This is a genomic window from Comamonas sp. BIGb0152 (assembly GCF_024809975.1).
In the GTDB taxonomy this organism is placed as follows: domain Bacteria; phylum Pseudomonadota; class Gammaproteobacteria; order Burkholderiales; family Burkholderiaceae_C; genus Comamonas.
In genome coordinates this window covers 390,948-416,273 of the sequence record NZ_JANUDY010000005.1, presented here as the reverse complement: position 1 = coordinate 416,273, position 25,326 = coordinate 390,948, and the positions used below count along the sequence as shown (strand labels likewise).

Genomic DNA, 25,326 nt, shown 5'->3' with positions numbered 1-25,326 from the left:
AGGCTTTGGGTGGGAGAAAGCGAAGTGCCCGCTCAGCCGAGGTGCTTGGCAAAGAACGCCAGGCTGCGTGCCCGCGCTGCCGCCGATGCTGCTGCATCGTAGGAGCCGCGCTGGTCGCAGTTAAAGCCGTGATCGGCCGCGTACACATACACTTCCACCTCCGGATGTGCGCTGCGGAAAGCGTCCACCGATTCCAGCGAGATCCAGTGGTCCTTGTCGCCAAAGTGGGCCATCACCGGGCATTGGGGGCTGCGCGCTATCTCCTGCGCCGTGGTCATGCCGCCGCCGTAGTAAGGCACCGATGCCGACAGGCCTTTGAGCTCGCAGGCCGCACGCCAGGCCAAGAGGCCGCCCCAGCAAAAGCCGGTGATGCCGACCTTGCCGCCACTGCGCCGCGCGCCCTCGTCAATGGCGGCCTGCAGATCCTGCAGCACGCCCGGCGCAATCGCGGGCGCTTCCGCCGCCGCCTTCAAGGCCGAGCCGGCTTGCATGTCAGCATCGCTGTAGCCCAGGTCCACACCAGGTTTGACGCGGGCGAACGTGGCCGGCGCGATCGCCACATAGCCGCTTTGGGCAATGCGGTCTGCTACCGAGCGGATGTGCGAGTTGACGCCAAAGATCTCCTGCACCACCACGATGGCGCCGCGCGCCTGGCCCTCGGGCTCGGCGATGTAGGCCGCAAACACCTGGCCATCGGCCGACTTCAGATCTACAAAATGTCCCATAGCGATCACTCCTTGCGCAACAGATCAGGTTCCCGATTCGGGGCTCCGTCGATTATGGCGCGGCACAGGGCAGCGCCCGTGTCGGACGGGCCAGCATCGTCAGCCAGGCAGCGACCAGCAGCAGGCACAGGCCGCCATACACCGCCGCCAAGCCCAACGCCGTCTGTGGGTTCACCAGGTGGATGCCCACCGAGGCGAGCAGCGAGGTCAGCAAAAAGGCCAGGCCCCCGGCGATCCCGCCCGACAGGGCCGCGTTCTGCGGGAACATCGACAACACATTGGCGAAGTGGATATTGAACACCAGGCCCGCTGCCACATGGATGCAAAAGGCAACGGCGGCCATCACCTCCAGCATGGGCCAGGACGCCGGCAGCCAGCTCGTCAGTGCCATCAACCCAATAAAGCCGGCCATGGCCAGCAACGCAGCCTGGTGTTTGGCTGCCAACGAACGCGCCATGGCGGCACGCGCAATCAGGCCCCCACCCATCCAGGCCAGGCCCATCAGCAGCGCCAGCGCGCCCGTGGTGGTGGGCGGGCGGTGGTACACGGTCTCCACGATAAAGGGCGAGGCCATGCTCCAGCCCATCACCATCGCGTAAGCCACACTCACGCACAGCACGCCGCGCGCAAAGGCGCGGTTGCGCATGATCTCCCAGGCCCGGCTGGCCACTTCACGCGGCCGGATGGGCTGGGGCTTGGCCAGGGTCTCGCCGCCGCCCAGCAGCTCCAGCACCAGGGCGATCACCGAGAATGCTGCCAGCACCACAAAATTGGCGCGCCAGCCCCAGTGGGTCTGCACAAAGCCGCCGATAAAAGGCGCGCAGATGGGCCCCAGCGACCAGACCACGGTCATCCAGGTCAGATAGCGCTGCAGCGCCGGGCCCCGGAACACATCGACAAAAAAGGTGCGCTTGCCCACCACCGCGACGGCGCCCAACAGGCCTTGCAGCAGCCGCAGCGCGCAGATGACCACAATGTCGTCGCTGACGGCAATGGCCGCGCTCGACAGCGCAAACAGCGCCAACGCCACCATGGTCGGGCGCCAGCGGCCAAAGCGGTCGAGCAGCACGCCCACCACCAACTGCCCCAGGCCGTAACCGGCGATGAACAGGGTCAAGGTCAGCTGGATCTGGGAGGCGCTCGCGCCCAGGCTCTGGGCCATGGTCGGCATCGAGGGCAGGTAGATATCGGTACCGATGCCCGACAGGGGGATCAGCAAAAAGGCCAGAAAAACGCCGAAAGTGGCGTTGTCAGCAGTGATTCTTCGCATGGGAGGTCGAGCGCCTGAAATGAACAGGGCGCCAGTGTGTTGTGTTTTTTAGGCTGGTACAAGATTCTGCGTAGCCTAGGCTTGAAAGGCCTATACTGCACTGCACCATTGACCGCGAGACTATCGCCCCATGACATTGTCTGCAGCCCCCCCGCCCCATGACCCGCCTGTTGTTGCGGCCTCTGCCCGCTCGCAGGAGCTGGGCCACTTTCTGCGCGTGCGCCGCGAGCGCCTGTCCGCCACCGCCATGGGCCTGGCGCGCCACGGCCGGGTACGCACCCCCGGCCTGCGGCGCGAAGAAGTCGCCCAGCTCGCCGGCATTGGCGTGACCTGGTACACCAAGCTCGAACAAGGCCGCGAGGTGCAGCCCTCGCGCCAGGCCATCGAGGCCATCGCCCGGGCGCTGCAATGCAACGACGACGAACTGCGCCACCTGCTGGCGCTGGCAGGCATCAAGCTCGACCAGCCGGCCCCGCGCTTGCTGGACAGGCCGGGCTGCATGCACACGCAGCTGCTGGACAAGCTGCTGCCCTACCCCGCCCAAATGCAAAGCGCCGCCTTTGACCTGCTCGCCGCCAATGCCGCCTATGAGCGGCTGATGGGCGTATCGCTGCAGCAGTTGCCCGCCTTGGAGCGCAACTGCCTGCACATGAACCTGTTCAACCCCCAGTGGCAGCGCGTGGTGCGCCATGAGCCGCAAGCCATCGAGCGCATGGTGGCCATGTTCCGCGCGGCCTCTACCCAGCAAAGTGGCGATCCGGCCATTGCCGAGCGGCTGGACTACTTTCTCAAGCACTCCGAGGTCTTTCGCAACGCCTGGGAACGCTACCAGGTGCGCAGCCCCGAGAACAACGAAAAGACTTTTGACCACCCGGTGCTCGGCCTCATCCAGCTGCGCCAGACCTACTGGTGGTCTGCGCCGCGCAACGGCATGCGCATGGTGGTCTATCTGCCCGTCAGCGACCAGGATGCCCAGGCGCTGGAGCGGCTGGCCGCGCTGCCGGCGCCTTGACAGCGCAGTGGGCAAGGCGCGCAACCTCCCCTAAGATAGGGCACCTTTTCTGAGCCCCCATGCCATGACCTCTATCGTCCTTATCACCGGTGCCAGCCGCGGCATCGGTGCCGCCACCGCCCTCTTGGCTGCCCGCCACGGCTGGGATGTGGCCGTGAACTACAGCAGCAACGCAGCCGCCGCCCACGAGGTGGTGCAGGGCGTGCAGGGCCTGGGCCGCCGCGCCATCGCCGTGCAGGCCGATGTGGCCGATGAGGCGCAGGTGCTGGCGATGTTTGCCCGCGTCGACAACGACCTGGGTCGCCTCACGGCCCTGGTCAACAACGCCGGCGTGGTGGACCGGGCCCAGCGCCTGCAGGACATGGACATGGCACGCTGGCGCCGCATGTTCGATATCAATGTGCTGGGCAGCTTTCTGTGCGCCCGCGAAGCAGTGCAGCGCATGAGCACCGCCAACGGCGGCGCAGGCGGCAGCATCGTCAATGTCTCCAGCCGGGCAGCCTGCCTGGGCTCAGCCAACCAGTATGTGGACTATGCGGCCTCCAAGGCCGCCATCGATACGATGACCCTGGGCCTGGCCCATGAGGTGGCCGCGCAAGGCATTCGCGTCAACGGCGTGCGGCCAGGGCTGATCGAGACCGATATCCACGCCAGCGGCGGCCAGCCCGACCGGGTAGCGCGGCTGTCGGCCGGCGTGCCGCTGGGCAGGGGCGGCACCGCAGACGAAATCGCCCAGGCCATCTACTGGCTGATGTCCGACCTCAGCAGCTACAGCACCGGCTCTTTCATCGATGCCGGAGGCGGCCGCTAGGCCCGTGTTCAGCCAGGAACCCACCATGCGCCCTGCTCCCCATGTGCTGCTGCTGGAAGACGACCCAGCCATTGCCCGCACCGTTTGCTACGCGCTGGAGCGCGATGGCATCCGCTGCACCCACAGCCTGTTGCTGGCCGATGCCCACGCCCAATGGGCTAGCCACCGCTTCGATGCCTTGCTGCTCGATGTGGGCCTGCCCGATGGCAATGGCCTGGACTGGTGCCGCCAGCTGCGCGCGGCGGGCTCGCCCGCGCCCATCCTGGTGCTCAGCGCCCGGGGGGAAGAGGTGGACCGGGTGCTGGGCCTGGAGCTGGGCGCCGACGACTACCTGAGCAAGCCCTTCAGCCCGCGCGAGCTGGTGGCCCGCACCCGCGCACTGCTGCGCCGTGCCCAGCAGTTTTCACCAGCACCGGCTGCAGCGGGCCATGCCCCGGTCGTGCAGACCAGCGCTGCCTTCCAGGTCGATGCGGCGGGCCAGTGTGTGCGGCTGCAAGGTGTGCTGCTGGATCTGACGCGGCGCGAGTTCCAGCTGCTCAGCAGCCTGCTGGCCGCGCAGGGCCGCATCCTCAGCCGCAACCATTTGCTGGACGCCGTCTGGGGCCTGCACAGCGACAGCACCGACCGCACGGTGGACACCCACATCAAAACCCTGCGCGCCAAGCTGCGCGCCGTGGTCGCCGAGCGGGACTTCATCACCACCCACCGCGGCATGGGCTACAGCCTGCGCGACAGCGACTGAAGGCCCGCCATGCGCCTGGGGATCCGCCTGCTGTTTGCCTTTTTCCTGATCAACGGGCTGGCGGCCTTTTTTGTGCTGCGCGTGTTCATGGCCGAGATCAAGCCCAGCGTACGCAAAGTCACCGAAGACACCTTGGTGGAGACCGCCTACCTGCTGGCCAGCTTGGCCAGCGATGACCTAGCCGATGGCAAGCTGGCCGCCGATGCGCAGGGCAGCCGCTTTGCCCAGCATGTGCAAGCCGCCTTCCAGCAGCCGCTGCGGGTCTGGATCTGGGACACCCGCAAGGCGGCGCTGGGCCTACGTGTAACCGTGACCAACGCCCAGGGCCGGGTGTTGTTTGACTCATCGGGGCGCGATGTGGGGTCCGATTACTCGCGCTGGCGCAATGTATCGCTCACCCTGCGCGGCGAATACGGTGCCCGCACCTCGCGCGAGGTCGCCAACGACGAGGCCACCAGCGTCATGTATGTCTCTGCGCCCATCGCGCACCAGGGCACCATCCTGGGCGTGCTCACGGTCTCCAAGCCAGCCAATGCCGTGCAAAGCATCATCGACAGCAGCGAGCGCAAAATGCTGCGCGGCGGCGTGCTGTTTTTGCTGCTCTCGGCTGCCGTCGGTTTTGCCATCACCTGGTGGCTGGTGGTGCAGGTGCGCAAGCTGCGCAGCTATGCCCAGCAGGTGCAGGGCCCGACCCTGCAAGAGGTGCAAGGCAGCCGCATCGACCGCGCCCCGAAAACGCCCGAGGTACCCGATGTGCCAGGCGAGCTGGGCGACCTGGCACAGGCCATGGATTCCATGCGCCGCCGCCTGGAGGGGCGCGACTATATCGAAGGCTATGTGCGCGCGCTCACCCATGAGCTCAAAAGCCCGGTTGCCGCCATCCGGGGCGCCGGTGAGCTGCTGCAGGACGAGCTGCCCGCGGCCGACCGGGCGATGTTTGCCCAGCAGGTGGTGGACCAGAGCCTGCGCCTGCAAAACCTGATCGACCAGCTGATGCAGCTGAGCCAGCTGGAGCAGCGCAGCGCACTGGCCCCGGCCGGCACCCGCACCAGCCTGCGCGCCTGCGCCGAGCAGGCCATGGCGCAGCTGCAGGCCACCGCCACGCAAAAAGGCATACAGCTGCGGCTGCAAGGCGACGACAGCCAGGGCCCCTGGGATGCGCCGCTGGTCACGCTGGCCATCAGCAACCTACTGGCCAATGCGCTGGATTTTTCTCCCACCCACAGCCAGATCGTGCTGAGCTTGGCCCCCGGGCGCCTGAGTGTGCAGGACAGCGGCCCGGGCGTGCCAGCCAGCCTGCTGCACCGCCTGGGCGAGCGCTTTTTCACCACCCCGCGCCCCAATGGCGAGCGCAGCGGCACGGGGCTGGGCCTGTCCATCGTGCAGCGCATCATGCTGCTGCATGGCGGCCGGCTGCAGTTTGCCAACACCCAGCCGGGCCTGCGTGCCAGCCTGGATTTCTCCGCGCAGGACTGAGCGTTTTTTCCAAGTTTTCGCCACTTCACGCTGCCTTCACAGACTTCATGCTCGGCTCACCGGGGCCGCAGACACTCGCCGCACCGATACAAAGCAACGAGGTGTGCATGAAAAACCGACTGGTACAAAAGGCCGTCACCCTGGCCATCACCATGGCGATCTTGATGATTGCGCTGATGATGGTCAGCGATGTGGTCCGGGACCGCATCTACAACCGCGACCGCGCCGTGCAAAGCGTGGTCAACAGCACGGCCGGGGCCCAGACCCTGTTCGGCCCCGTGCTGGCGCAGCGCTGCAGCCGCGAGGTGAGCGGCAAGGATGGTGAAGGGCGCAGTGAGACGCGGCTGGTCAGCTTCCAGCGCTATGCCCTGCCCGATGAGATCAGCCACCAGGTGCGCACCGACATGCAGCCCCGTGCGCGCGGCCTCTACCAGGTCAACACCTTCTTGATGGCCGACACGCTGGTGGCCCGGTTTGCGCCCGGCAACCAGCTCCAGGGCAAGCCCGAAGGGGCCTCGGTGCGCCACTGCGATGCACCGCGCCTGATCCTGCCGCTGAGCGACCCGCGCGGCATCCGCAGCGCTGCGCTCCAGGTGGATGGCAAGGCATTGCCGCTGGAGCCGGGCACCGGCCACGCGGTCTACAGCCGGGGCCTGCAATCCAAGCCCATGCCCTTGCCTGCCACCAGCGCAGAGGGCGGCGCCGCGATGGAGGTGGTCGTGCAGTTGCAGCTGATGGGCACGGAGCGCATCGCCTTTGTACCGCTGGGTGGCACCAACCAGGTCAGCATGCAGGCCGACTGGCCCCACCCCTCGTTTGGCGGCAACTTTCTGCCACTGAGCCGCGAGATCAGCGACCAGGGCTTCAGCGCCAGCTGGAGCATCCCAGCGCTGGCCTCATCGGCACGCCAGGCCTTTGTGCAAGAGCGCGCGCTGTGCAGCCTGGCTGCAGCCAATACCGACGATTCGCCCGAAGGCAGCCAGTGCATGGAGCAGTTCGGCACCAGCTTTATCGACCCGGTCAACCCCTATAGCCTGAGCGACCGCGCCACCAAGTACGGCGTGCTCTTCATCGTGCTGACCTTTGTGGCCGTGGCCATGTTCGAGGTGCTTAAAAAGCTGCGCGTCCACCCGGTGCAGTACCTGCTGGTGGGCTCGGCGCTGTGCATCTTCTTTCTGCTGCTGATCAGCCTGTCCGAGCACCTGGGCTTTAACCAGGCCTATGCCATCGCCGCCAGCGCCTGCGTGCTGCTGCTGGGCTACTACGCCAGCCACATCCTGGGCAGCCTGCGCCGTGGCCTGCCGTTTGCGGCGCTGATTGCGGTGATGTATGGCCTGCTGTTTGTGCTGCTGCAGCTCGAACAAACCGCGCTGGCAGTCGGATCGATCGCGCTGTTTGCCGTGCTGGCGGTCGTGATGGTGGCCACCCGCAAGGTCGACTGGTATGCCTTTGGAAAAGGCGACAGCGCCCCGGAGGCCGCATGAGCCCGGACCGCAACATGGAAGAACAACGCCAGCAATGGCGGCAGGCCCAGCGCCAGATGACCCGCAGCCAGCTGCGCGCGCTGCGCGACCAGTGGCTGGAGCGTGGTAGCCAGCTGCCACTGCAGGCCAATGCCCGGCGTTTGATGTGGCTGCAGTTGCGCTGCTCGCTGCTGCTGGCGCAGCGCAGGTTTTAGCCGCAGGCACTACGCGGTAGAAGATCCGTGAAAAAGGCGCAGCCGGGCTGCGCCTTTTTATTGGGTCGCCGGGCCGCCGCTGCCACGGCTGGCTGCGCGCAGCCGGGCTTCTGGCGACAAGCCACGCATGCACTGCACATTGGCGTCACCCAGCAGGCTGTCGCACTTGCGAATGGCCGTGTCCAGGTCGGCCTCGCGCTGGCGTTCGGCTTGGCTTTTGGGCGGGGTGACAATCGAGACCTCGCTGGCCGCTTGCTGGTGGGCATCCTGGATGCCGGCAGCGCGCTTTTGCTTGGCCTGGTTCAGGCAGCTGTGCTGGGCGGCCTTGCTGTCCTTGTCGATACCCGCGTGCTTGGTCTTGCATGCCTCTACGGCCAGCACATAGCGCCGGTCCACCTGGGCGGCCAGCGCCTTGAAACGGTTGTTGCCGCTGGGGTGGCGCTGCGCTTGCAGCGCCGCCTGGTCCACGGCATGCTGGCTTTCTGCCTCCAGGGTGCAGCGCCGTTGTGTGCCCGAGCCGGCAGCCAGGCGCTTGCAATCGGCCAAGGCCTGCTCTGCCGTCTCATCGAGCTGCGCGGCCGCCTGCTGGTAGGCATCGTCCGCCATCTGCGCGCTCACCGCCGCGCACAGCGGCAGCACGGCAGCGGCCCCCAACACCCAGACCGCGCCCTGGCGCCACAGTTGGCGCTTGAGCCCCTGGCGCATCAGCGGCCCTGTTGGCGCAGCCAGGTATCGAGCTGCTGGGCCACCTGGTCGGTGGCCGCCGCCAGCGCAGCCGCTGCGCCGGCCGCATCGGCGCTGGCAGCGGGCTGCTGGGTGTTGAACACCTGCTGGGCCAGCCAGCGCTCACCCTTGGGGGTGATCTCGCTGAGCGTGGCGCGCATGCGCAGCACCCCTTGGCTGGACTGGGCCGAATCAAAAACCTGGCTGAAATCCACCACCTCCAGGCGCAGCATCGCCGGGTAGCCGGTCTTGCGCAGCAGCTGGTTGGCGCCATCGTCATCCAGCACGACGGCACGCTGGCCGCTGAGCACATCGCGCATGCGCTGCTGAATCAGCTGCATGGCCGGCAGCGCCCAGCTGGCCTGGGTGTAGGGGCGCAGTTCGCGCACGTCGGCATAGGCCAACCGGTAGTAAATGGCAGCGCTGGCATCGGGCACACCGGCGGCGCGCACATTGGCCAGCACCAGCGGCTCGGCGTTAGGCGATGGCGTGCTGGGCGCCGTCAGCGCTTGCGTGGGGCCAAAGTCATAGCGGGCCACTGGTTGCGGCTTTTGCGGCAAGGCCGAGCAAGCGGCCAGTACGGCAACAGCAGCCGCTGCCAAGGCGATGCGGCCAGCTGCTTGCAGGCGCTGGGCGCGCTGCGCCAGCCGTTGAGAAGTAGAAAACATGGCATCCATCCTATCGTCCGCTGCCCGCCGGCTGGGGCGCGACAAAACCTGGCTCGCCAGGGCCCGGCAGCGCGTTGGAGCTGCCATAAATCAGAGACTGCGGGTTGTTCTTGAAGGCCTCAGCCGTATCGCCCATGCGGCGGGCAGCAGCGCCCACATCGTGCATGGTGCGGCCCATGGCCGGCAAGGTGCCACGGTTGAAGTTGTCCGCCGCGTCGCTGACCTTCTCCACCGCCTGGCCCATCTGGTCCACCACCCCGCCCTTGGCGGCCAGCGTACCCACCGCCGTGCTGACATCGTTCGAGGTTTTCTGGATTCCGGCCAGGGTCTTGCGTGCATCCTGGGCCACGGCGGGCAAGCTGTTGAGCGCCGGGTCCAGCTTGGTATCCACGGTCACCATCAGGCGCTTGCTCAGCTGGTCCAAGCTTTGGGCGGCCTGGCCTAGGTTCTTCATGCTGTCCACCAGCACCTGCTGGTTCTCGGGGTTGAGCAGCTCGTTGACCTTGCGGGTGGCATCTTCCACCTGCTGCATGATGATGGGCCCCTGCTCGGCAAACTGGCCAAACGGCGAGGGCCGCACACGCAGGCGCGGAATGCCGTCGGGGCCGGGCGGCAGCGGTGTGGTTTCGGCATTGTCGTCATCGAGCTGGATATGCGCCAGACCCGTCACACCCTGGTAGCCCAGCATGGCGTAGGTGGTTTGCGAGATCGGTGCTTCCGCGTTCACCGCAATGATGATCAGCACCGTGCCGTCGCGAGCAGGATCAAACTCGATCTTGGTGACCCGGCCGACGGCCACGCCTTTGTAGCGCACCGCCGCCTGGGGCTGCAGACCGCTGACGGTCTCCCGGGTGGACAGTTCATAGCGGGTGTAGTTGGTGTTGTCGCGCCCCATCCACAGGCTCAAAAAGATGACCAGTGCCGTGAGTAAGACCACAAACAACCCGGCCGCGAGGGCATGCGATTTGTTTTCCATAGCTATTCCTTCGCCCCACCAAGCGCTACCGGAGCCATCGCTCGGCGTCCACGCTCACCCAGGAAGAAATGTTCAATAAAGGGGTGCTTGAACTGCACCACGTCCAGCGGAGCGCCCGAGACAATCACCTGCTTCTCCGCCAGCACCGCCACCCGGGTGGACAGCGCAAACAAGGTATCGAGGTCATGGGTGACCATGACCACGGTCAGACCCAGCTCGGCATGCAAGTCCTTGAGCAGATCGCAAAATTCATCCGAGCTGTTGGGATCGAGCCCGGCCGTGGGTTCATCGAGCAGCAAGAGCGGCGGATCCATGATGAGCGACCGGGCCAGCGCCACGCGCTTGATCATGCCGCCCGACAAATCGGAAGGCATGCGGGTGGCGTGCTCGGGCTTGAGGCCCACCATCTGCAGCTTGACCATGGCCGCATCGTGCACCACCGCCTTGGGCAAGGTGCCCTGCTCGCTGAGCGGAAAAGCAATGTTCTCCAGCACATTGAAGGCCGAGAACAGCGCGCCCTGCTGGAACAGCATGCCCATGCGCGAGGCCGCGCCGCGCAGGCTCAGCTCCTTGACGGGCTGGCCCATGATCAGCACCTCGCCCTTGGCCGGTTGCAGCAGCCCCAGCATCTGGCGCAGCAGCACCGATTTGCCGGTGCCCGAGCCGCCTACCAGGGTCAAGATTTCGCCCCGGTAGACCGTGAGGTCCAGATCCTGGTGGATTGCAAAGGCCCGCTCACCCTGGCCGAACACGGTCCAGAGCTTGCGGATATCGACCACTTTCTCATCGCTGGTCGCTGCGCTTGGGGGTGGGGACACGACGTTGTCCATCGCTAGAACCCCACCTTGCGGAACGCGATCGCAAAGATCGCATCGAGCACAATCACTGCCGTGATCGAGATCACCACCGACGAGGTCGTGCCCCGGCCCAGGCTCTGGGTGTTGGGCTCCACCTCCAGCCCCCAGTGGCAGGCAATCAGCGCAATGGCCACGCCGAACGTGACCGACTTGGCCAGGGCCAGATAGAGGTTGGCGATATCCACAGCGCCGGGCATGGCCTGGATGAAATAAGCCGGCGAGACACCCATGGCGGCGTCCGCCGCCATCATGCCGCCCACCAGCGCGCAGACCGTGGTCCACATCGACACCAGCGGCATGGCAATGGCCAGCGCCAATGCGCGTGGCATCACCAGGCGGTAGCCCTGGGCAATGCCCATGACCTGCATGGCATCGAGCTCTTCGTTGACCCGCATCACGCCGATCTGCGCGGTAATGGCCGAGCCGGTGCGACCGGCCACCAAGATGGCACCCAGCAAGGGCCCCAGCTCCCGCACCAGCGAGATACCCAGAATATTGACGATGAAGGCATCGGCGCCAAACTGGCGCAGCTGCAGCGACATCAGATACGCCAGCACCACGCCAATCAAAAAGCCCACCAGGGCGGTGATCGGCAGCGCTGTTGCGCCCATCGCGTACAAGTGGCCCGACACATCGCGCCAGGGGCCACGCAGCGGGTTCTTCAAAAGCCGCAACACATCGAGCAGCAGCTGGCCCACCATCTCGACCATGCTGCGCACATGGGCCAAAAAGCCCAGCAGCACCATGCCCAGCTGTATCAGCCAGCCCCACCAGTTGACCTTGGATTCCGGAGGGCAACCCATCGTCAAGGACGCCACCCGGTCGAGCATTTGGCGCTGCAGCTCGGTGGTGCGCAGTTGCGCGGGCCATTGCTGGCCCCAGTGGTCCCACAGCAGCTGGGCACCCACATGGTCCAGCCACTGCAGCTCGCTCAGGTCCCAGCCCTGTGCCGGCTGGGGCGGCGTGCTGTCGAGTTGGCGGCGCAGATCGCGCCACAGCGGGCGCTGGCCGAGTTCAGCCGCACCCCAGCGCCCGCGCAGCTGCGCCCAGCGCTGCGTGCCGTCCTGAAGTTGCTCAATAAGAGGGGCCGTATCGTCCATGGATTCAAAAAATAAAGCGTGTCGCTCTGCTGCGCACGCCCTACGCACTATAGCCGGTCTGTCACCCAGGCGCACCCTGGCAGCCCGTGATTGCGGCGCTCTCCCCTGTAGGAAGGGGGCGCCGATCCGCGCCACTGCAGCATCCACGCCACGCTTGCCAGGCACAGGCTCGGCAATGGGCCGGACGCCGGGCAGGGCATTGGTTTTCCCGCTTGGCAAGCCCGGCATACTGCTTACAAACTAGCCGATTCGTTGGACCGTGGGCGCCTGGCGCGCACCATCATAAAAAAGACAGCACATGCAATCTGGAGACAACACTTCTTTCGACTACATCGTCATCGGTGGCGGCACTGCGGGCGCACTGCTGTGCAACCGCCTCAGCGCCAGAACCCACAACCGGGTGCTGCTGATCGAGGCGGGCCGGCGCGATGACTACCACTGGATCCACATCCCCGTCGGCTACCTGTACTGCATCGGCAACCCCCGCACCGACTGGCTGTACAAGACCGAGCCGGATGCCGGGCTCAATGGCCGCAGCCTGCTCTACCCACGTGGCAAGACGCTGGGCGGCTGCTCCAGCATCAACGGCATGATCTACATGCGCGGCCAGTCGCGCGACTACGACCACTGGGCCGAGCTGACCGGCGATGCCCGCTGGCGCTGGAACGATACCGTGAACTACTTCAAGCGCCATGAAGACCATTGGCGCCTGGACCAGGAGGGCGAGACCAGCCCCAGTTTTGCGCAGTGGCATGGCAACCGCCGCACTGGCAGCACCGGCGAATGGCGGGTCGAAAAACAGCGCCTGCGCTGGGACATCCTCGATGCCTTTGCACAGGCGGCACAGCAAGCCGGCATCCCCGCCACCGACGACTTCAACCGGGGCAGCAACGAAGGGGTTGGCTACTTTGAAGTGAACCAGAAAAACGGCTGGCGCTGGAACACCGCCAAGGCCTTTTTGCGCCCCACCTGCTACGGCCGCTCCAACTTCGAGATGTGGACCAGCGCCCAGGTCAGCCGTCTGGTGCTGGAGCGCCAGGCGGACGGCCAGCTCGCCTGCACCGGGGTGGAGGTCTGGACCGGCACGGAGATGACCCTCGTCACCGCCGACAAGGAAGTGATTCTGAGCGCCGGGGCCATCAACTCGCCCCAGATTCTGCAGCTCTCGGGCATCGGGCCCGGCGCATTGCTCCAGCAGCATGGCATCACCGTGCAGCACGACCTGCCCGGCGTTGGTGCCAATCTGCAAGACCACCTGCAGATCCGCTCGGTCTTCAAGATCGATGGCGCGCCCACCCTGAACGTGATGGCCAGCAGCCTCTGGGGCAAGGCCCAGATCGGGCTGGAATACCTGCTCAAGCGCAGTGGCCCGATGAGCATGGCACCTTCGCAGCTGGGCGCCTTCACCCGCAGCAGCCCCAGCCAGCCCTACCCCAACATCCAGTACCACGTGCAGCCACTGTCGCTCGACGCCTTTGGCCAGCCGTTGCACAGCTTCCCGGCCTTCACCGCCAGCGTCTGCAACCTCAACCCCACCAGCCGGGGCACCGTGCAGATCAAGAATGGCGACTTCCGCTCGGCACCCGCCATTGCACCCAACTACCTGTCCACCGCAGAAGACCGCCAGGTCGCCGCCGACAGCCTGCGCGTGACGCGCAGCATTGCCGCGCAGCCGGCGCTGGCCAAGTACCAGCCGGTCGAGTGGAAGCCCGGCGCGCAGTACCAAAGTGATGAAGACCTGGCGCGCCTGGCGGGCGATATCGCCACCACCATCTTCCACCCCGTGGGTACCACCAAGATGGGCGCCGACAACGACCCCATGGCCGTGCTGGACAGCGAGCTGCGCGTGCGCGGCATCCGGGGCCTGCGCGTGGTGGATGCGGGTGCCATGCCCACCATCACCAGCGGCAACACCAACTCCCCAACCTTGATGCTGGCCGAGCGGGCCTCGGAGTGGATACGCGCCAGCCATGGGCCATGATGGTGCGGCGCAGAGTTTCAGAGCGGTTACCACCGCTCTGGGCCTGCCCCCCGCAACAACAGGGTTAAGAAAGCCGATTGCAGCCCCTCAAATGGCTGCTTTGTCTCATTTTTCGCCTTTATGGGGCAGCTCTGCGCAGGATGAGGGCAAAAAACCGGGCGTTGCGCAGCAGCACACGCAATCTGCACCAATTCAGTTACCTTTCGGGTAAATCCCAATGCACCATGCCGGTGCGATGACCTATAGTAGAGGCACTCGAGGCACTGAAACAGTGCTCTGCGAGAGGACCGAGGAGACATCTCAACAATTCGAACATTTATAAAAAGCATCAATAAAAATGAGATGCTCCTTCAAAGCGCCTTCGGGCGCTTTTTTATTTTCCGCCTCGGTCTCGTCGCTTCGCACCGCAGGCAGCCCGCGCCTGTTCCGCAGCCAGCCCCCTATTTAGCGGCCCTGGTACGGTGCTGTGCCCCTTGCGGCGGTGCGACAATCTCGCCCCATGGAATGGATCTTCGTTACCCTCGCGTCCATGTTCGCGGGCTTTGTGGATGCCGTCGTCGGTGGCGGCGGCCTTATTTTGGTGCCTGCGCTGTTTGGCGCTTTCCCGTCTGCGCCACCGGCCACCTTGCTGGGCACCAACAAAAGCGCAGGCGTCTGGGGCACCCTGATCTCCGCCCGCCAGTACGCCAAGCGGGTGGACATGCGCTGGGCCGCCATTGCACCCGCTGCAGGCGCGGGCTTTGCAGCCTCGCTGCTGGGAGCCTGGGCGGTCACCGTGGTCGACCCAAGCATGCTGCGCAAGGCCTTGCCGCTGATCCTGATCGCCGTGCTGGCCTACACCTTGTACAAAAAGCAGCTCGGCCAGACCCATGCCCCGCGCTACAGCGGCCGCACGGAGGCCTGGGTGGCCTCGGCCATTGGTGCCAGCATCGGCTTCTACGATGGTTTCTTCGGCCCCGGCACGGGCAGCTTCTTTGTGTTTCTGATGGTGCGCTGGTTGGGCTACGACTTTTTGAACGCGTCGGCCAGTGCCAAGATTCTGAACATCGCCACCAATGTGGCGGCACTGATTCTGTTCACCGCCAAGGGCCATGTCTGGTGGCACTTTGCCATTCCGCTGGCCGTTGCCAACGTCCTGGGTAGCATGCTGGGCACCTGGATGGCCTTGAAGAAGGGTTCGGGCTTTGTGCGCGGCATGTTCATCGTCGTGGTGGCGGCGCTGATCCTCAAGACCGGCTACGACGCGTTCTTGCGCTAAGCACCGGATCTAAGAACCTGTTCTAAGGGCCAAGCCCCCGCCCTTACTGCCCCGGCTCGGTGGCCGGTTTGAGCTGGATATCTTCCACCCTGCGGGGCGTGCCCATCGGCGCACGACCGTCGCCCCGCTGCATGGCGGCCATGTCGGCCTCGCTCGGGTACTCGCCCAGCAGCCAGTAGTCCATGATGCGGCGGGCAATGGGCGCGGCCGAGCCGGCCCCAAAACCGGCATTCTCAACGATCACGCCCACGGCAATCTTGGGGTCTTCAGCGGGCGCAAACGCAATGTACAGCGCATGGTCGCGTTGGCGCTCGGCCAGGCGGGCGGCGTTGTACTTTTCCTTTTGGCCGATGCTGATGGCCTGGGCCGTGCCGGTCTTGCCGCCTGCGGTATAGCGCGCGGTGCCAAAGGAGCCACGCCCGGTACCACCGGTCACCACCGACACCATGCCGCGCTTGACCGCATCGACATTGCTTTGCTTGTAGCCCAGATTGACGGGCGGCGGCTGCTCAATGGGGCGGCGCTCGCCGGTGACCGGGTCAATCAAGGTGCGGCCCACATGCGGCACGCGGCTGTTGCCGTTGTCCAAAATCGTGGCCAGCGCATGGGTCAGCTGCAGGATGGTGAAGTTGTTGTAGCCCTGGCCAATGCCCAGCGAGATGGTCTCGCCTGCATACCAGCGCTTTTGCTCGGGGCGCTTGTAGGTGTCGCGCTTCCAGGCCGTGCTGGGCAGCACACCGCGCACTTCGCCGGGCAGGTCGATGCCGGTGAGCTGGCCAAAGCCCAGCGGCTTCATGAAGTCATGGATGGCATCCACACCCATCTCATTGGCCAGGGTGTAGAAATACACATTGCTCGAATGCTGGATCGCACGGTTCAGGTCCACCGGGCCCAGCGCATGGCCGGAGCGGAAGGTGTGGCCACCAAAGGTCCAGCTGCCACCATCTTGGATGACGGTAGAGGGCGTGCGCTTGCCCGTCTCCAGCCCCGCCAGGCCCATGAAGGGCTTGTAGGTGGATCCGGTGGGGTAGGTGCCGCGCATCGCGCGGTTGAGCAGGGGTCGGTCGATGGATTCGTTGAGCGCCTTCCAGCTTTCCTGGTCAATGCCTTCGACAAAGATATTGGGATCGTAGGTGGGCTTGCTGACCATGGCCAGCAGCTCACCGCTGCGCGGGTCGATGGCCACGGCCACGCCCCGGCGGTCGCCATACAGGTCTTCGACCATTTTCTGCAGCTTGATGTCCACCGACAGCACCACGCTCTCGCCAGGCGTGGCCGGGGAGCTGCCCAGCTTGCGCACCGCATGGCCGCCGGCCGAGGTCTCCATGCGCTCCACGCCGGTGTGGCCATGCAGCTCCTTTTCGTAGCTGGCCTCCACACCGGTCTTGCCGATGTACTCGGTGCCCCGGTAGTTGGCGGCTTCTTCGGAGTCGTCGATGCGCTCTTTCTCGCGCTGGTTGATGCGGCCGATATAGCCAATCAGGTGGGCACCCGCCTCGCCCATCGGGTAGGAGCGAAACAGGCGCGCCTTCACATCCACACCCGGAAAACGGTAGCGCTGGGCAGCAAACTTGGCCACCTCCTGGTCGGTTAGGCGCGAGCGGATGGGCAGCGAGTCGAAATTGCGCGAGTCCTCGCGCAGGCGTTTGAAGCGGCGGCGGTCGCGCGGCGTGATCTCGATCAGCTCGGACAGCGCATCGATGGTTTCCTCCAGATCACCTACTTTGTAGGGCGTGATCTCCAGGGTATAGGCCGAGTAGTTGGTGGCCAGCAGCACGCCATTGCGGTCATAGATCTGGCCCCGGTTGGGCACGATGGGCACCACCGCCGTGCGGTTGCTCTCGGCCTGGGCCAGCAGGTCATCATGGCGCTCAACCTGCAGCACATACAGACGCGAGAGCAAGACGCCAAAGCACAGCACCACCACCAGACCGATGACAATCACCCGCAGCCGAAAACGGCTGAGGGCGCGGTCTGAATTCTGGATCTCGGTCATGGTCTGCGCAGCCGCCTCAGCTTACAGAGGGCGGTTTTCGTCGTCGTCAGGCGGCTGGCGCTGGGGCAGCTGCAGCAGCCCGCTGATCAACGGCCACAGCAGCACGCACCACAGACCGGGCGTGAGAAAGCCCCAGCCCGGAAAACCGCCGCGCATCAACATGCGCAGCAACAGCTGCACCACGTCGGACGCCAGGAACAGCGGCAGCACCTGCACGGCCTGGGCCAGCACGCTCAGCCAGGTGATGCGCTGGCGCAGCAGCATCACGCCATACATGACCGCCGAATAGACCAGCGCATGCTGGCCCAGCAAGGACGACTGGTGCACATCCATGCACAGGCCCAGCACAAAGGCCCAGCCCATGCCGATCTTGGCGGGTTCGTGCACGCCCCAGTACACGAGCACCAGCAGCAGCACATCGGGCAGCCACAGGGCTCTGCCCAGAGGCAGCATGTTGAGCATCAGCGCCAGCACCAAGGTCAGCGCAATAAAGCCCGGAGGGACGGGCAGCAGCAACGGCTGCCCACGCGGCATGATCATGGCTGCACCCCTTTGTATCGGTTCATGCGGGCCCGCATCATCCGCGCTTGCCCTTGCGCGGCGTGGACGCCGGGCCTTCTTGTTGCTTGGTCTCCACGGCGGGGCGCGGCGGCAAGGCATCCTCGGGCAGCGGGTTGATCACCATCACAAACTGGGTGCCATACATCTGCGCCAGCGGCTCGCAGTACACCCGCGAGAACGGCGAATCAGCGCGGCGTTCGATCTTGATGATGCGCGCCACCGGCAGGCCGGGGGCGTAGACGCCGTCCACGCCACTGGTGGTCAGCAGATCGCCTTCCTGGATATCGGCATTGCTGGGCATGAAGCGCAGCTCAATCCCACCGCCATAGGCGTTGGTGGGATCGCCATAGGCCACCGCACGGGCGCCGGTGCGGGGATTGAGCACGGGAATGGCCTGCTCGCGGTCGGTCAGCAAGGTCACTTCGGACGACATCGGAAACACCCGCGTGACCTGGCCCAGCACCCCCATCTCGTCCATCACCGGCGAGCCGCGTGCTATGCCGGCCAGCTCGCCCTTGTCGATCACCACCCGGCGGCTGAAGGCATCCGCCGTCTCGTACACCACCTGCGCGGCGCGCCCTTCGGTCTTGAGGCGTGGCACCAGGTTGAGCAACTGGCGCAAGCGCTGGTTCTCATGGTCCAAGGTCTCGACCAAGTTGGCCCGCTGGGTCAATGCAATCGCACTTTTCTCGGCCGTGACGGCCGCGGCCTGCGCGGTGTGCAGGTCTTCGAAATACTTGGAGCCGCCCTGGGCCAGCAGCACCGGCTGGAGCATCACCCACTGCAGTGGGTAGAGCACGGTGGCGACGGCCTTGCGCAGCGGCTCGGTGAGCTTGAAGCGCACATCCGCCACCATCAGGAACACCGCCAGCGCCACGCACAGGGCCAGACGCACATTGGCGCTGGGCCCCTGGGGTCGGAAGGTCGGTATACCGCCAGAAAAGACGTTGCGTGGCATGCGGTTGTCTCAGCAGGCCCTGCCCGGCCGCAGCCAGCTTGGCCAAGGCGCGCGCAGGCTCGCCGGTCGGCGATCTGCACGGTAGACAAGGGGCAAGGGCAGGGACATCAGAGACATGCGAAAAAGCAGAAACGGGCGCAGCACAGCAGCGGGCCCTCCAGCCGGGCATCTTGCACACCGCCAGTGGCAAGCGGGCCGGAAAGCGCAATGGCGGGCCTGCAGCGGGCTATGGAATGCATAGTCGCTGGCGCTCGCCATTATTGCGTATCCCCGCGTATGGCGCTCGCCTTATTCGCTGGTGAAAATCGTCATGCCCTTGCGATCGAGGGTATCGAGGGCGATACCGCAGCCACGCACCACGCAGGTCAGTGGCTCCTCGGCCACCAGCACCGGCAGGCCGGTCTCTTCGGCCAGCAGGCGGTCCAGGTCGCGCAGCAAGGCGCCGCCGCCGGTCAGCATCATGCCTCGATCAGCAATGTCGGCACCGAGCTCGGGCGGGGTTTGTTCCAGCGCGTTCTTCACGGCAGAAACGATTTGGTTCAGCGGCTCGGTCAGCGCTTCGAGCACCTCGTTGGAGCTGATGGTGAAGCTGCGCGGCACGCCTTCGGACAGGTTGCGGCCCTTGACCTCGATCTCCTTGACTTCGGAGCCCGGGAAGGCAGAACCAATGCTCTTTTTGATCAGCTCGGCCGTCGGCTCGCCAATCATCATGCCGTAGTTGCGGCGGATGTAGTTGATGATGGATTCGTCGAACTTGTCACCGCCCACACGCACGCTGCCCTTGTAGACCATGCCACCCAGCGAGATCACGCCCACTTCGGTGGTACCACCACCGATATCAACCACCATCGAGCCCGAGGCCTCAGACACCGGCAGACCGGCACCAATACCGGCAGCCATCGGCTCTTCGATCAGCTCCACCTGGGTGGCGCCTGCCTTCAGGGCCGCATCCTTGATCGCGCGGCGCTCCACCTGGGTCGAGCCGCAAGGCACGCAGATGATGATGCGCGGGCTGGGCGACAACAGGGTGCGCGGGTGCACCATCTTGATGAACTGCTTGATCATCTGCTCGGTGATCAAGAAGTCGGCAATCACGCCGTCCTTCATCGGGCGGATGGCTTCGATATTGCCGGGTACCTTGCCCAGCATGGCCTTGGCTTCGCGGCCCACGGCCTGGATGACCTTGCGGCCATGGGTGCCACCTTCGTGGCGGATCGCAACGACGGACGGCTCATCAAGCACAATCCCCTTGTCGCGCGCAAAAATCAAGGTGTTGGCCGTGCCCAGGTCGATAGCCAGGTCGGTGGAAAAGTAGCGACGAAACGCTCCGAACATGCAGGTTTCCTTTAGGGCATGGGCCGCGCTTCGGCGCTCCATCGCCCCTCATTGGTGTGTGGTGAGATGACAGAAGGGTTTTTGATGCGCAATGACCGACGTTGCCGCGTTATTGCGTCAAAGACGGGATAATACCCCATCCCCTGTGAATAACTTACAGGGCAACGCTTTCCGGCCCCGTTTTTTTACGACTGGTTTACATACGACTATCTATGGCCCTGACAAAAGATGACATTGCCCGCATCGCCAACCTGGCGCGGCTTGAATTATCCGACGTGGAGAGTGAGCGCATGCTCTCGCAGATGAATAACTTTTTCGGCATTGTGGAGAAGATGCAGGCTGTGGATACCTCCGGTGTCATGCCCCTGTCGCACCCCGTGGCGGCGATCCAGGAAATCACCCTGCGTTTGCGCGATGACGTCATCAGTGAGCCCGATAACCGGGAGGCCAACCAGCGCAGCGCCCCTGCCGTGGAAAAAGGCTATTTCCTGGTGCCCAAGGTGATTGAGTAATTCACAGCATCTTCAGGCCTTGTCGGCCCTGGCAACAACCGGCCCCTGGCCGGGGTGGCAGCACCGATCTGCACCCCGCTCCTGAGACCGGCGCCCAGCGCCCTTTCCCATTCACTGAGATCGCCAAGATCGCGAGATTTGCATGAGCATCCCTACCGAATTGCATGACTTGAGCGTGGCCCAGCTGGCCGCCAAGCTCAAAAGCCGCGAAGTGTCCTCCGTCGAGGCCGCCCAGCACTTTCTGACCCGCGCCAAGACCCACCAGGATCTGGGTGCCTACCTCCACATCAATGAAGAAGTGACACTGGCCCAGGCCCTTGCCGCCGATGCCGCCATTGCGGCGGGCAGCGCCGGCCGCCTGGCCGGTGTGCCCATTGGCCACAAGGACCTGTTCGTCACCCAGCACTTCCCCACCACGGCGGGCAGCAAGATGCTGGCCGGCTACCAGTCGCCGTTTGACGCCACCATGGTCAGCAAGCTGGCGGGCGCCGGCGCGGTGACCCTGGGCAAGCTGAACATGGACGAGTTCGCGATGGGCTCGGCCAACGAGAACAGCGCCATCGGTCCGGTGCGCAACCCCTGGGACACCAGCCGGGTGCCTGGTGGTTCGTCCGGCGGCTCGGCAGCGGCCGTGGCCGCGCGCCTGGCGCCTGCGGCTACGGGTAGCGATACCGGCGGCTCCATCCGCCAGCCCGCGTCGTTCTGCGGCATCACCGGCATCAAGCCCACCTATGGCCGTGCCAGCCGCTACGGCATGATCGCCTTCGCCTCCAGCCTGGACCAGGCCGGCCCCATGGCGCGCACCGCCGAAGACTGCGCGCTGCTGCTCAGCGAGATGTGCGGCCCCGACCTGGACCGCGACTCCACCAGCCTCGACCACCCAGCCGAAGACTTCACGCTGCACCTGAACGACTCGCTGGCCGGCCTGCGCATTGGCGTGCCCGCCGAGTTCTTTGGCGATGGCCTGAGCAGCGATGTGCGCGCCGCCGTGGATGCCGCGCTGAAGGAGTACGAAAAGCTGGGCGCCAAGCTGGTGCCCATCAGCCTGCCGCGCACCGAGCTGTCCATCCCCGTCTACTACATCATTGCCCCGGCCGAGGCATCGTCCAACCTCTCGCGCTTTGACGGCGTGAAGTTTGGCCACCGCGCCAAGGACTACAGCGACCTGGTGGACATGTACAAAAAGACCCGCGCCGAAGGCTTTGGCGACGAGGTCAAGCGCCGCATCATGACCGGCGCCTATGTGCTCTCGCACGGCTACTACGACGCCTACTACCTGCAGGCACAAAAGATCCGCCGCATGATTGCCGACGACTTCCAGACCGCCTTCAAGGACTGTGACCTGATTGCCGGGCCTGCCGCGCCCACCGTGGCCTGGGCGCTGGGCGGCAAGAGCGACCCGCTGGCCAACTACCTGGCCGACATCTACACCCTGCCCGCATCGCTGGCCGGCCTGCCTGGTTTGAGCGTGCCCGCCGGCTTTGGCGAAGGCGGCATGCCCGTGGGCCTGCAGCTCATCGGCAACTACTTTGGCGAAGCCAAGCTCCTCAACGCGGCCCACCAGCTGCAGCAAGCCACCGACCACCACCTGCGCCAGCCCACCGGCATCGCGAAGTAACGCAGGGAGGAACACAGAAATGACCGAAAAAAGCATCAAGCTCATCAACGGCTACGAAGTGGTGATTGGTTTTGAAACCCACACCCAGCTGGCCGCCAACAGCAAGATCTTCAGCCGCGCCAGCACCGCCTTTGGCGCCGAGCCCAACACCCAGGCCTGCGCCGTTGACCTGGCCCTGCCCGGCACCCTGCCGGTGATGAACAAGAAGGCCGTCGAGTGCGCCATCAAGCTCGGCCTGGCGCTGGGCAGCACCATTGCGCCCGTCAGCATTTTTGCGCGCAAGAACTACTTCTACCCCGACCTGCCCAAGGGCTACCAGATCTCGCAGTTCGAGATCCCGGTGGTGCAAGGCGGTGAGGTGAGCTTCTTCGTGGGCGACCAGAAAAAGACCGTGCGCCTGGTACGCGCCCACCTCGAAGAAGACGCCGGCAAATCGGTGCACGACGAGTTCATCGGTCAGTCGGGCATTGACCTGAACCGCGCCGGCACGCCGCTGTTGGAGATCGTCACCGAGCCCGACATGGGCAGCTCCGAAGAGGCCGTGGCCTATGCCAAAGAGCTGCACAAGATCGTCACCTGGATCGGCATCTGCGACGGCAACATGCAGGAAGGCTCATTCCGCTGCGATGCTAACGTGTCCGTGCGCAAGCCTGGCGCGCCGCTGGGCACCCGCCGCGAGATCAAGAACCTGAACTCGTTCAAGAACATGCAGATCGCCATCGATTACGAAATCCGCTGGCAAATCGAAGAGATCGAAGACGGCCGCGCGATCCAGCAGGCCACCGTGCTGTTCAACCCCGACAGCGGCGAGACCCGCGCGATGCGTACCAAGGAAGACGCGGCCGATTACCGCTACTTCCCCGATCCCGACCTGCCACCGCTGGTCGTCGCCGACAGCTGGGTGCAGGCCGTGAAGGCCGACATGCCCGAGCTGCCGCGCCAGCGCGCCGACCGCTTTGTGGCCGACTACGGCCTGCCCGAGTACGACGCCACCACCTTGACCCAAAGTCAGGCCATGGCCGACTACTTCGAAGCCGCCGCTAAGGCCAGCGGCCAGCCCAAGCTGGCCAGCAACTGGGTGATGGGCGAGATCTCGCGCCGTCTGAACCTGGAAGAGATCGGCATGGACCAGGTCAAGGTCAGCGCCGCGCAGCTGGGCACCTTGATCGCCCGCATCCACGGCAATGTCATCAGCAACAACAGCGCCAAGCAGGTGTTCGAGGCGCTGTGGAGCGGCGAGGGCACGGACGTTGACGCCGTCATCGACGCCAAGGACCTGAAACAGTCCAACGACACCGGCGCGCTCGAAGCCATCATCGACGAGGTGATCGCCGCCAGCCCCGGCAATGTCGAGCAGTACAAGGCCGGCAAGGACAAGGCCTTCAACGCCCTGGTCGGCCAGGTGATGAAGGCCTCCAAGGGCAAGGCCAACCCGGGCCAGGTCAATGAGCTGTTGAAGGCCAAGCTCGCCTGATCTCCCCGCCACCGCAGACAGCAAGAAGCCTCCAGCGATGGAGGCTTTTTTACGGGCTTGCCAGGCATGCACCCTGGCTGACCCTGCTGGTTATCGCGCGGTGGCGAATACCGGTTGCTTAGGCCAACGCGGGCTTCAGCGCTGCGGCTGCGACCGGTCTTGCTGACCAGGCTGCTTTTGCTGCGGCGATTGCTGCTGGTGCTGCTGCTCTTTGGGCGAGCCGGGTTTCTGGCCCGATTGCTGCTGGTTCACCTGGTTGGGATTACGTTGGCTGTTTGGCTGAGTCATAGCGGTAGCTCCTTCAAGATGATGACAAGGCAACATGCCCTGCCATGGCTCCATAGTCGCGCCGCCGCCCAGCGGCCGGTGTAGGAATTGACGCGCCGCCTGCTTCGAGACGTTTCTCGGCGCACATTTTGCAAAGCCTTTGCGGCGCTGTGCCCTGTGCCACGTGGTGGCTGCGCAAACATCCCTTTTCCTTCTTTGACAGAAGTACAAGCTCAGGGCTCATTCCCAGCGGTCGGCCATGTCTTCGGTATAGCCCAATACCAAGGAACGCTGCGTTTGCAGCAGCGCTGGCAAGGCTTGCCAGCCAGGGTGGGCCAGCAATTCCTCATCGCCAGTGGCATACAGTACCCGCAGGTCATCCACTAACGCCTGGGCCTACGCGGCATCAGGTGGATCGGCGCGGGCCAACGCCATCCAGGACGCGCCCATCGCAAAGAGCGCGTATCCATGGTGCTCTGCCAGATACTGGTGGATGGCATGGTTCTGAAAGCTGTCCCAGTCGGCGCTGAAATAGCCATTGGGCTGGCCGGCGATCAGCGGGTCGTCGCTGGCCAGCGGCAGGCGCTGGATATAGACGACATCGTCGAGCAGCAGATCGGGCGCGCGGTTGGCAGCGACAAGGGCAGCGATGTCGTCAGCGCTGGTGCTGAGGCTGCCGCAGACCTCTGCCCAGTTGCCCGGGCCATGGGCCAAGCGCAACTGCTGCGCACGGTGCTGCAAGGCTTGCAACGCCCAGGCTGCTTCTTGCGCAGGGTCGTCCCAGTCCATGTCGGCTGGGCTGTCCAGGTAGAGCCGGTCATCCTGGCTGGCATGGCCGCTGGTGTAGCTGCCTTGCTGGACATCGTCCAGGGTCGCCAGGTAGCGGTAATCCGGGTCAGCGGCGCGAAGCGCTTCCACCTGCGCCAGCAAGGCGGCGAGGCTGCCGACATCCTCCAGCCACTGGTAGGCAAAGCCGTAGTTGGCGCGACGGTAGGGCGGGTTGGGCTGCGCGAAGAATCCGGTGTTCATAGTGGGCTGGCCAGCGTGGTCGAAGCGGCCAGTATCGCCGCTGCAGGGGATGCTGCGCGCGCAGAAAAGCCCGCAATAAGCGGGCTTGTGCGCGGGGGGTAAAGGATCAGCACATCTGTGCGTTGTCCGGCGTCTTGGGCTCGGTGCCCAGCTGGCGGCGGTTGCACTTGCACTGCTGCTGCGAGTACTTGGCCTCACGCAATGGCTGACCCTGCTGCAGGGGCCAAGGCTGCTGCTTGGTCATCGGCAAGGGCATGGCTTGCGTAGGCATGGGGTGCTCCGTGGGGTCGTCTTGTTCC

General features: G+C 65.2%; 26 protein-coding genes. 11 read left to right on the top strand and 15 right to left on the bottom strand.

Features of this window, described 5'->3' with window-relative positions; genetic code table 11:
- Positions 1-32: 32 nt before the first annotated feature.
- Positions 33-725, bottom strand: coding sequence for a dienelactone hydrolase family protein (locus tag M2375_RS12880; RefSeq protein WP_259167663.1), 693 nt, complete (start codon positions 723-725; stop codon positions 33-35).
- A 52-nt stretch (positions 726-777) separates the two neighbouring features.
- On the bottom strand, positions 778-1,995 hold the full coding sequence (locus M2375_RS12875) for an MFS transporter (protein WP_259167661.1): 1,218 nt from the start codon (positions 1,993-1,995) through the stop codon (positions 778-780).
- Positions 1,996-2,125: 130 nt separating this feature from the next.
- Here M2375_RS12875 and M2375_RS12870 point away from each other — a divergent pair, with 130 nt between their 5' ends.
- The 6 genes from M2375_RS12870 (at position 2,126) to M2375_RS12845 (ending at position 7,714) form a co-directional block, all read left to right on the top strand.
- Positions 2,126-3,007, top strand: coding sequence for a helix-turn-helix transcriptional regulator (locus tag M2375_RS12870; RefSeq protein WP_259167658.1), 882 nt, complete (start codon positions 2,126-2,128; stop codon positions 3,005-3,007).
- A 64-nt stretch (positions 3,008-3,071) separates the two neighbouring features.
- The gene (locus tag M2375_RS12865) at positions 3,072-3,818 is read left to right on the top strand and encodes an SDR family oxidoreductase (protein WP_259167656.1); all 747 of its coding nucleotides are present in this window, start codon (positions 3,072-3,074) and stop codon (positions 3,816-3,818) included.
- 25 nt (positions 3,819-3,843) lie between these two features.
- On the top strand, positions 3,844-4,560 hold the full coding sequence (gene creB, locus M2375_RS12860) for a two-component system response regulator CreB (RefSeq protein WP_259167655.1): 717 nt from the start codon (positions 3,844-3,846) through the stop codon (positions 4,558-4,560).
- A gap of 9 nt (positions 4,561-4,569) precedes the next feature.
- Positions 4,570-6,036 (top strand): two-component system sensor histidine kinase CreC, encoded by a 1,467-nt coding sequence (gene creC / locus M2375_RS12855; RefSeq protein WP_259167653.1) that lies wholly within the window; start codon positions 4,570-4,572, stop codon positions 6,034-6,036.
- Positions 6,037-6,143: 107 nt separating this feature from the next.
- Positions 6,144-7,520, top strand: a complete 1,377-nt coding sequence (gene creD, locus M2375_RS12850) for a cell envelope integrity protein CreD (RefSeq protein ID WP_259167650.1) — start codon at positions 6,144-6,146, stop codon at positions 7,518-7,520.
- Positions 7,517-7,714 carry a hypothetical protein gene (locus tag M2375_RS12845; RefSeq protein ID WP_259167648.1) on the top strand — a complete coding sequence of 66 codons (198 nt, stop codon included), beginning with the start codon at positions 7,517-7,519 and terminating at the stop codon, positions 7,712-7,714. Before creD ends, M2375_RS12845 begins: the two co-directional genes overlap by 4 nt.
- Positions 7,715-7,771: 57 nt before the next feature.
- Here M2375_RS12845 and M2375_RS12840 read toward each other — a convergent pair whose 3' ends face one another.
- The 5 genes from M2375_RS12840 to M2375_RS12820 are packed head-to-tail and all read right to left on the bottom strand — an operon-like array spanning position 7,772 to position 12,038.
- Positions 7,772-8,419 (bottom strand): hypothetical protein, encoded by a 648-nt coding sequence (locus tag M2375_RS12840; RefSeq protein ID WP_259167645.1) that lies wholly within the window; start codon positions 8,417-8,419, stop codon positions 7,772-7,774.
- Positions 8,419-9,105, bottom strand: a complete 687-nt coding sequence (locus tag M2375_RS12835; protein ID WP_259167643.1) for an ABC-type transport auxiliary lipoprotein family protein — start codon at positions 9,103-9,105, stop codon at positions 8,419-8,421. Before M2375_RS12835 ends, M2375_RS12840 begins: the two co-directional genes overlap by 1 nt.
- A 10-nt stretch (positions 9,106-9,115) precedes the next feature.
- Positions 9,116-10,081 carry an MlaD family protein gene (locus tag M2375_RS12830; RefSeq protein ID WP_259167640.1) on the bottom strand — a complete coding sequence of 322 codons (966 nt, stop codon included), beginning with the start codon at positions 10,079-10,081 and terminating at the stop codon, positions 9,116-9,118.
- Between the two features lie 2 nt (positions 10,082-10,083).
- Complete coding sequence (locus tag M2375_RS12825) at positions 10,084-10,911, bottom strand: ABC transporter ATP-binding protein (RefSeq protein WP_259167638.1); 828 nt, start codon at positions 10,909-10,911, stop codon at positions 10,084-10,086.
- 2 nt (positions 10,912-10,913) lie between these two features.
- The gene (locus M2375_RS12820; RefSeq protein ID WP_259167636.1) at positions 10,914-12,038 is read right to left on the bottom strand and encodes an ABC transporter permease; all 1,125 of its coding nucleotides are present in this window, start codon (positions 12,036-12,038) and stop codon (positions 10,914-10,916) included.
- A gap of 298 nt (positions 12,039-12,336) precedes the next feature.
- Here M2375_RS12820 and M2375_RS12815 point away from each other — a divergent pair, with 298 nt between their 5' ends.
- Together M2375_RS12815 and M2375_RS12810 are read left to right on the top strand one after the other, a co-directional pair.
- Positions 12,337-14,019: a GMC family oxidoreductase gene (locus tag M2375_RS12815; RefSeq protein ID WP_259167634.1), complete on the top strand. Its 1,683-nt coding sequence runs from the start codon at positions 12,337-12,339 to the stop codon at positions 14,017-14,019.
- 499 nt (positions 14,020-14,518) lie between these two features.
- Complete coding sequence (locus tag M2375_RS12810) at positions 14,519-15,277, top strand: TSUP family transporter (protein WP_259167633.1); 759 nt, start codon at positions 14,519-14,521, stop codon at positions 15,275-15,277.
- A 43-nt stretch (positions 15,278-15,320) separates the two neighbouring features.
- Here the strand turns inward: M2375_RS12810 and mrdA are convergent, their stop codons facing one another.
- The 4 genes from mrdA to M2375_RS12790 all read right to left on the bottom strand — a co-directional run bounded on the left by mrdA (position 15,321) and on the right by M2375_RS12790 (position 20,127).
- Positions 15,321-17,273: a penicillin-binding protein 2 gene (mrdA, locus tag M2375_RS12805; RefSeq protein WP_259167629.1), complete on the bottom strand. Its 1,953-nt coding sequence runs from the start codon at positions 17,271-17,273 to the stop codon at positions 15,321-15,323.
- Between the two features lie 21 nt (positions 17,274-17,294).
- Positions 17,295-17,813: a rod shape-determining protein MreD gene (gene mreD / locus M2375_RS12800; protein WP_259167626.1), complete on the bottom strand. Its 519-nt coding sequence runs from the start codon at positions 17,811-17,813 to the stop codon at positions 17,295-17,297.
- 37 nt (positions 17,814-17,850) lie between these two features.
- The gene (gene mreC / locus M2375_RS12795) at positions 17,851-18,792 is read right to left on the bottom strand and encodes a rod shape-determining protein MreC (RefSeq protein ID WP_259167623.1); all 942 of its coding nucleotides are present in this window, start codon (positions 18,790-18,792) and stop codon (positions 17,851-17,853) included.
- 288 nt (positions 18,793-19,080) lie between these two features.
- A complete protein-coding gene (locus M2375_RS12790; RefSeq protein ID WP_259167621.1) occupies positions 19,081-20,127 on the bottom strand; it encodes a rod shape-determining protein in 1,047 nt (348 codons plus the stop codon).
- A gap of 212 nt (positions 20,128-20,339) precedes the next feature.
- On the opposite strand from M2375_RS12790, the gene gatC reads away from it, so the two are divergent.
- The 3 genes from gatC to gatB all read left to right on the top strand — a co-directional run bounded on the left by gatC (position 20,340) and on the right by gatB (position 23,731).
- On the top strand, positions 20,340-20,639 hold the full coding sequence (gene gatC / locus M2375_RS12785; RefSeq protein WP_259167620.1) for an Asp-tRNA(Asn)/Glu-tRNA(Gln) amidotransferase subunit GatC: 300 nt from the start codon (positions 20,340-20,342) through the stop codon (positions 20,637-20,639).
- A gap of 142 nt (positions 20,640-20,781) precedes the next feature.
- Positions 20,782-22,257 carry an Asp-tRNA(Asn)/Glu-tRNA(Gln) amidotransferase subunit GatA gene (gene gatA, locus M2375_RS12780; RefSeq protein ID WP_259167618.1) on the top strand — a complete coding sequence of 492 codons (1,476 nt, stop codon included), beginning with the start codon at positions 20,782-20,784 and terminating at the stop codon, positions 22,255-22,257.
- Positions 22,258-22,276: 19 nt separating this feature from the next.
- Positions 22,277-23,731, top strand: coding sequence for an Asp-tRNA(Asn)/Glu-tRNA(Gln) amidotransferase subunit GatB (gatB, locus tag M2375_RS12775; protein ID WP_259167616.1), 1,455 nt, complete (start codon positions 22,277-22,279; stop codon positions 23,729-23,731).
- A 135-nt stretch (positions 23,732-23,866) separates the two neighbouring features.
- On the opposite strand, the gene M2375_RS12770 is transcribed toward gatB, so the two are convergent.
- From M2375_RS12770 to M2375_RS12755, 4 genes are all read right to left on the bottom strand, one after another.
- Entirely contained in the window at positions 23,867-24,019 is a 153-nt protein-coding gene (locus M2375_RS12770) for a transcription initiation factor TFIID subunit D10 (protein WP_259167615.1), read from the bottom strand.
- Positions 24,020-24,238: 219 nt separating this feature from the next.
- A complete protein-coding gene (locus M2375_RS12765) occupies positions 24,239-24,382 on the bottom strand; it encodes a hypothetical protein (RefSeq protein ID WP_259167612.1) in 144 nt (47 codons plus the stop codon).
- Positions 24,383-24,394: 12 nt separating this feature from the next.
- Positions 24,395-25,027 (bottom strand): hypothetical protein, encoded by a 633-nt coding sequence (locus M2375_RS12760; protein WP_259167609.1) that lies wholly within the window; start codon positions 25,025-25,027, stop codon positions 24,395-24,397.
- A 106-nt stretch (positions 25,028-25,133) separates the two neighbouring features.
- On the bottom strand, positions 25,134-25,298 hold the full coding sequence (locus M2375_RS12755) for a hypothetical protein (RefSeq protein WP_259167606.1): 165 nt from the start codon (positions 25,296-25,298) through the stop codon (positions 25,134-25,136).
- Positions 25,299-25,326: the final 28 nt, after the last annotated feature.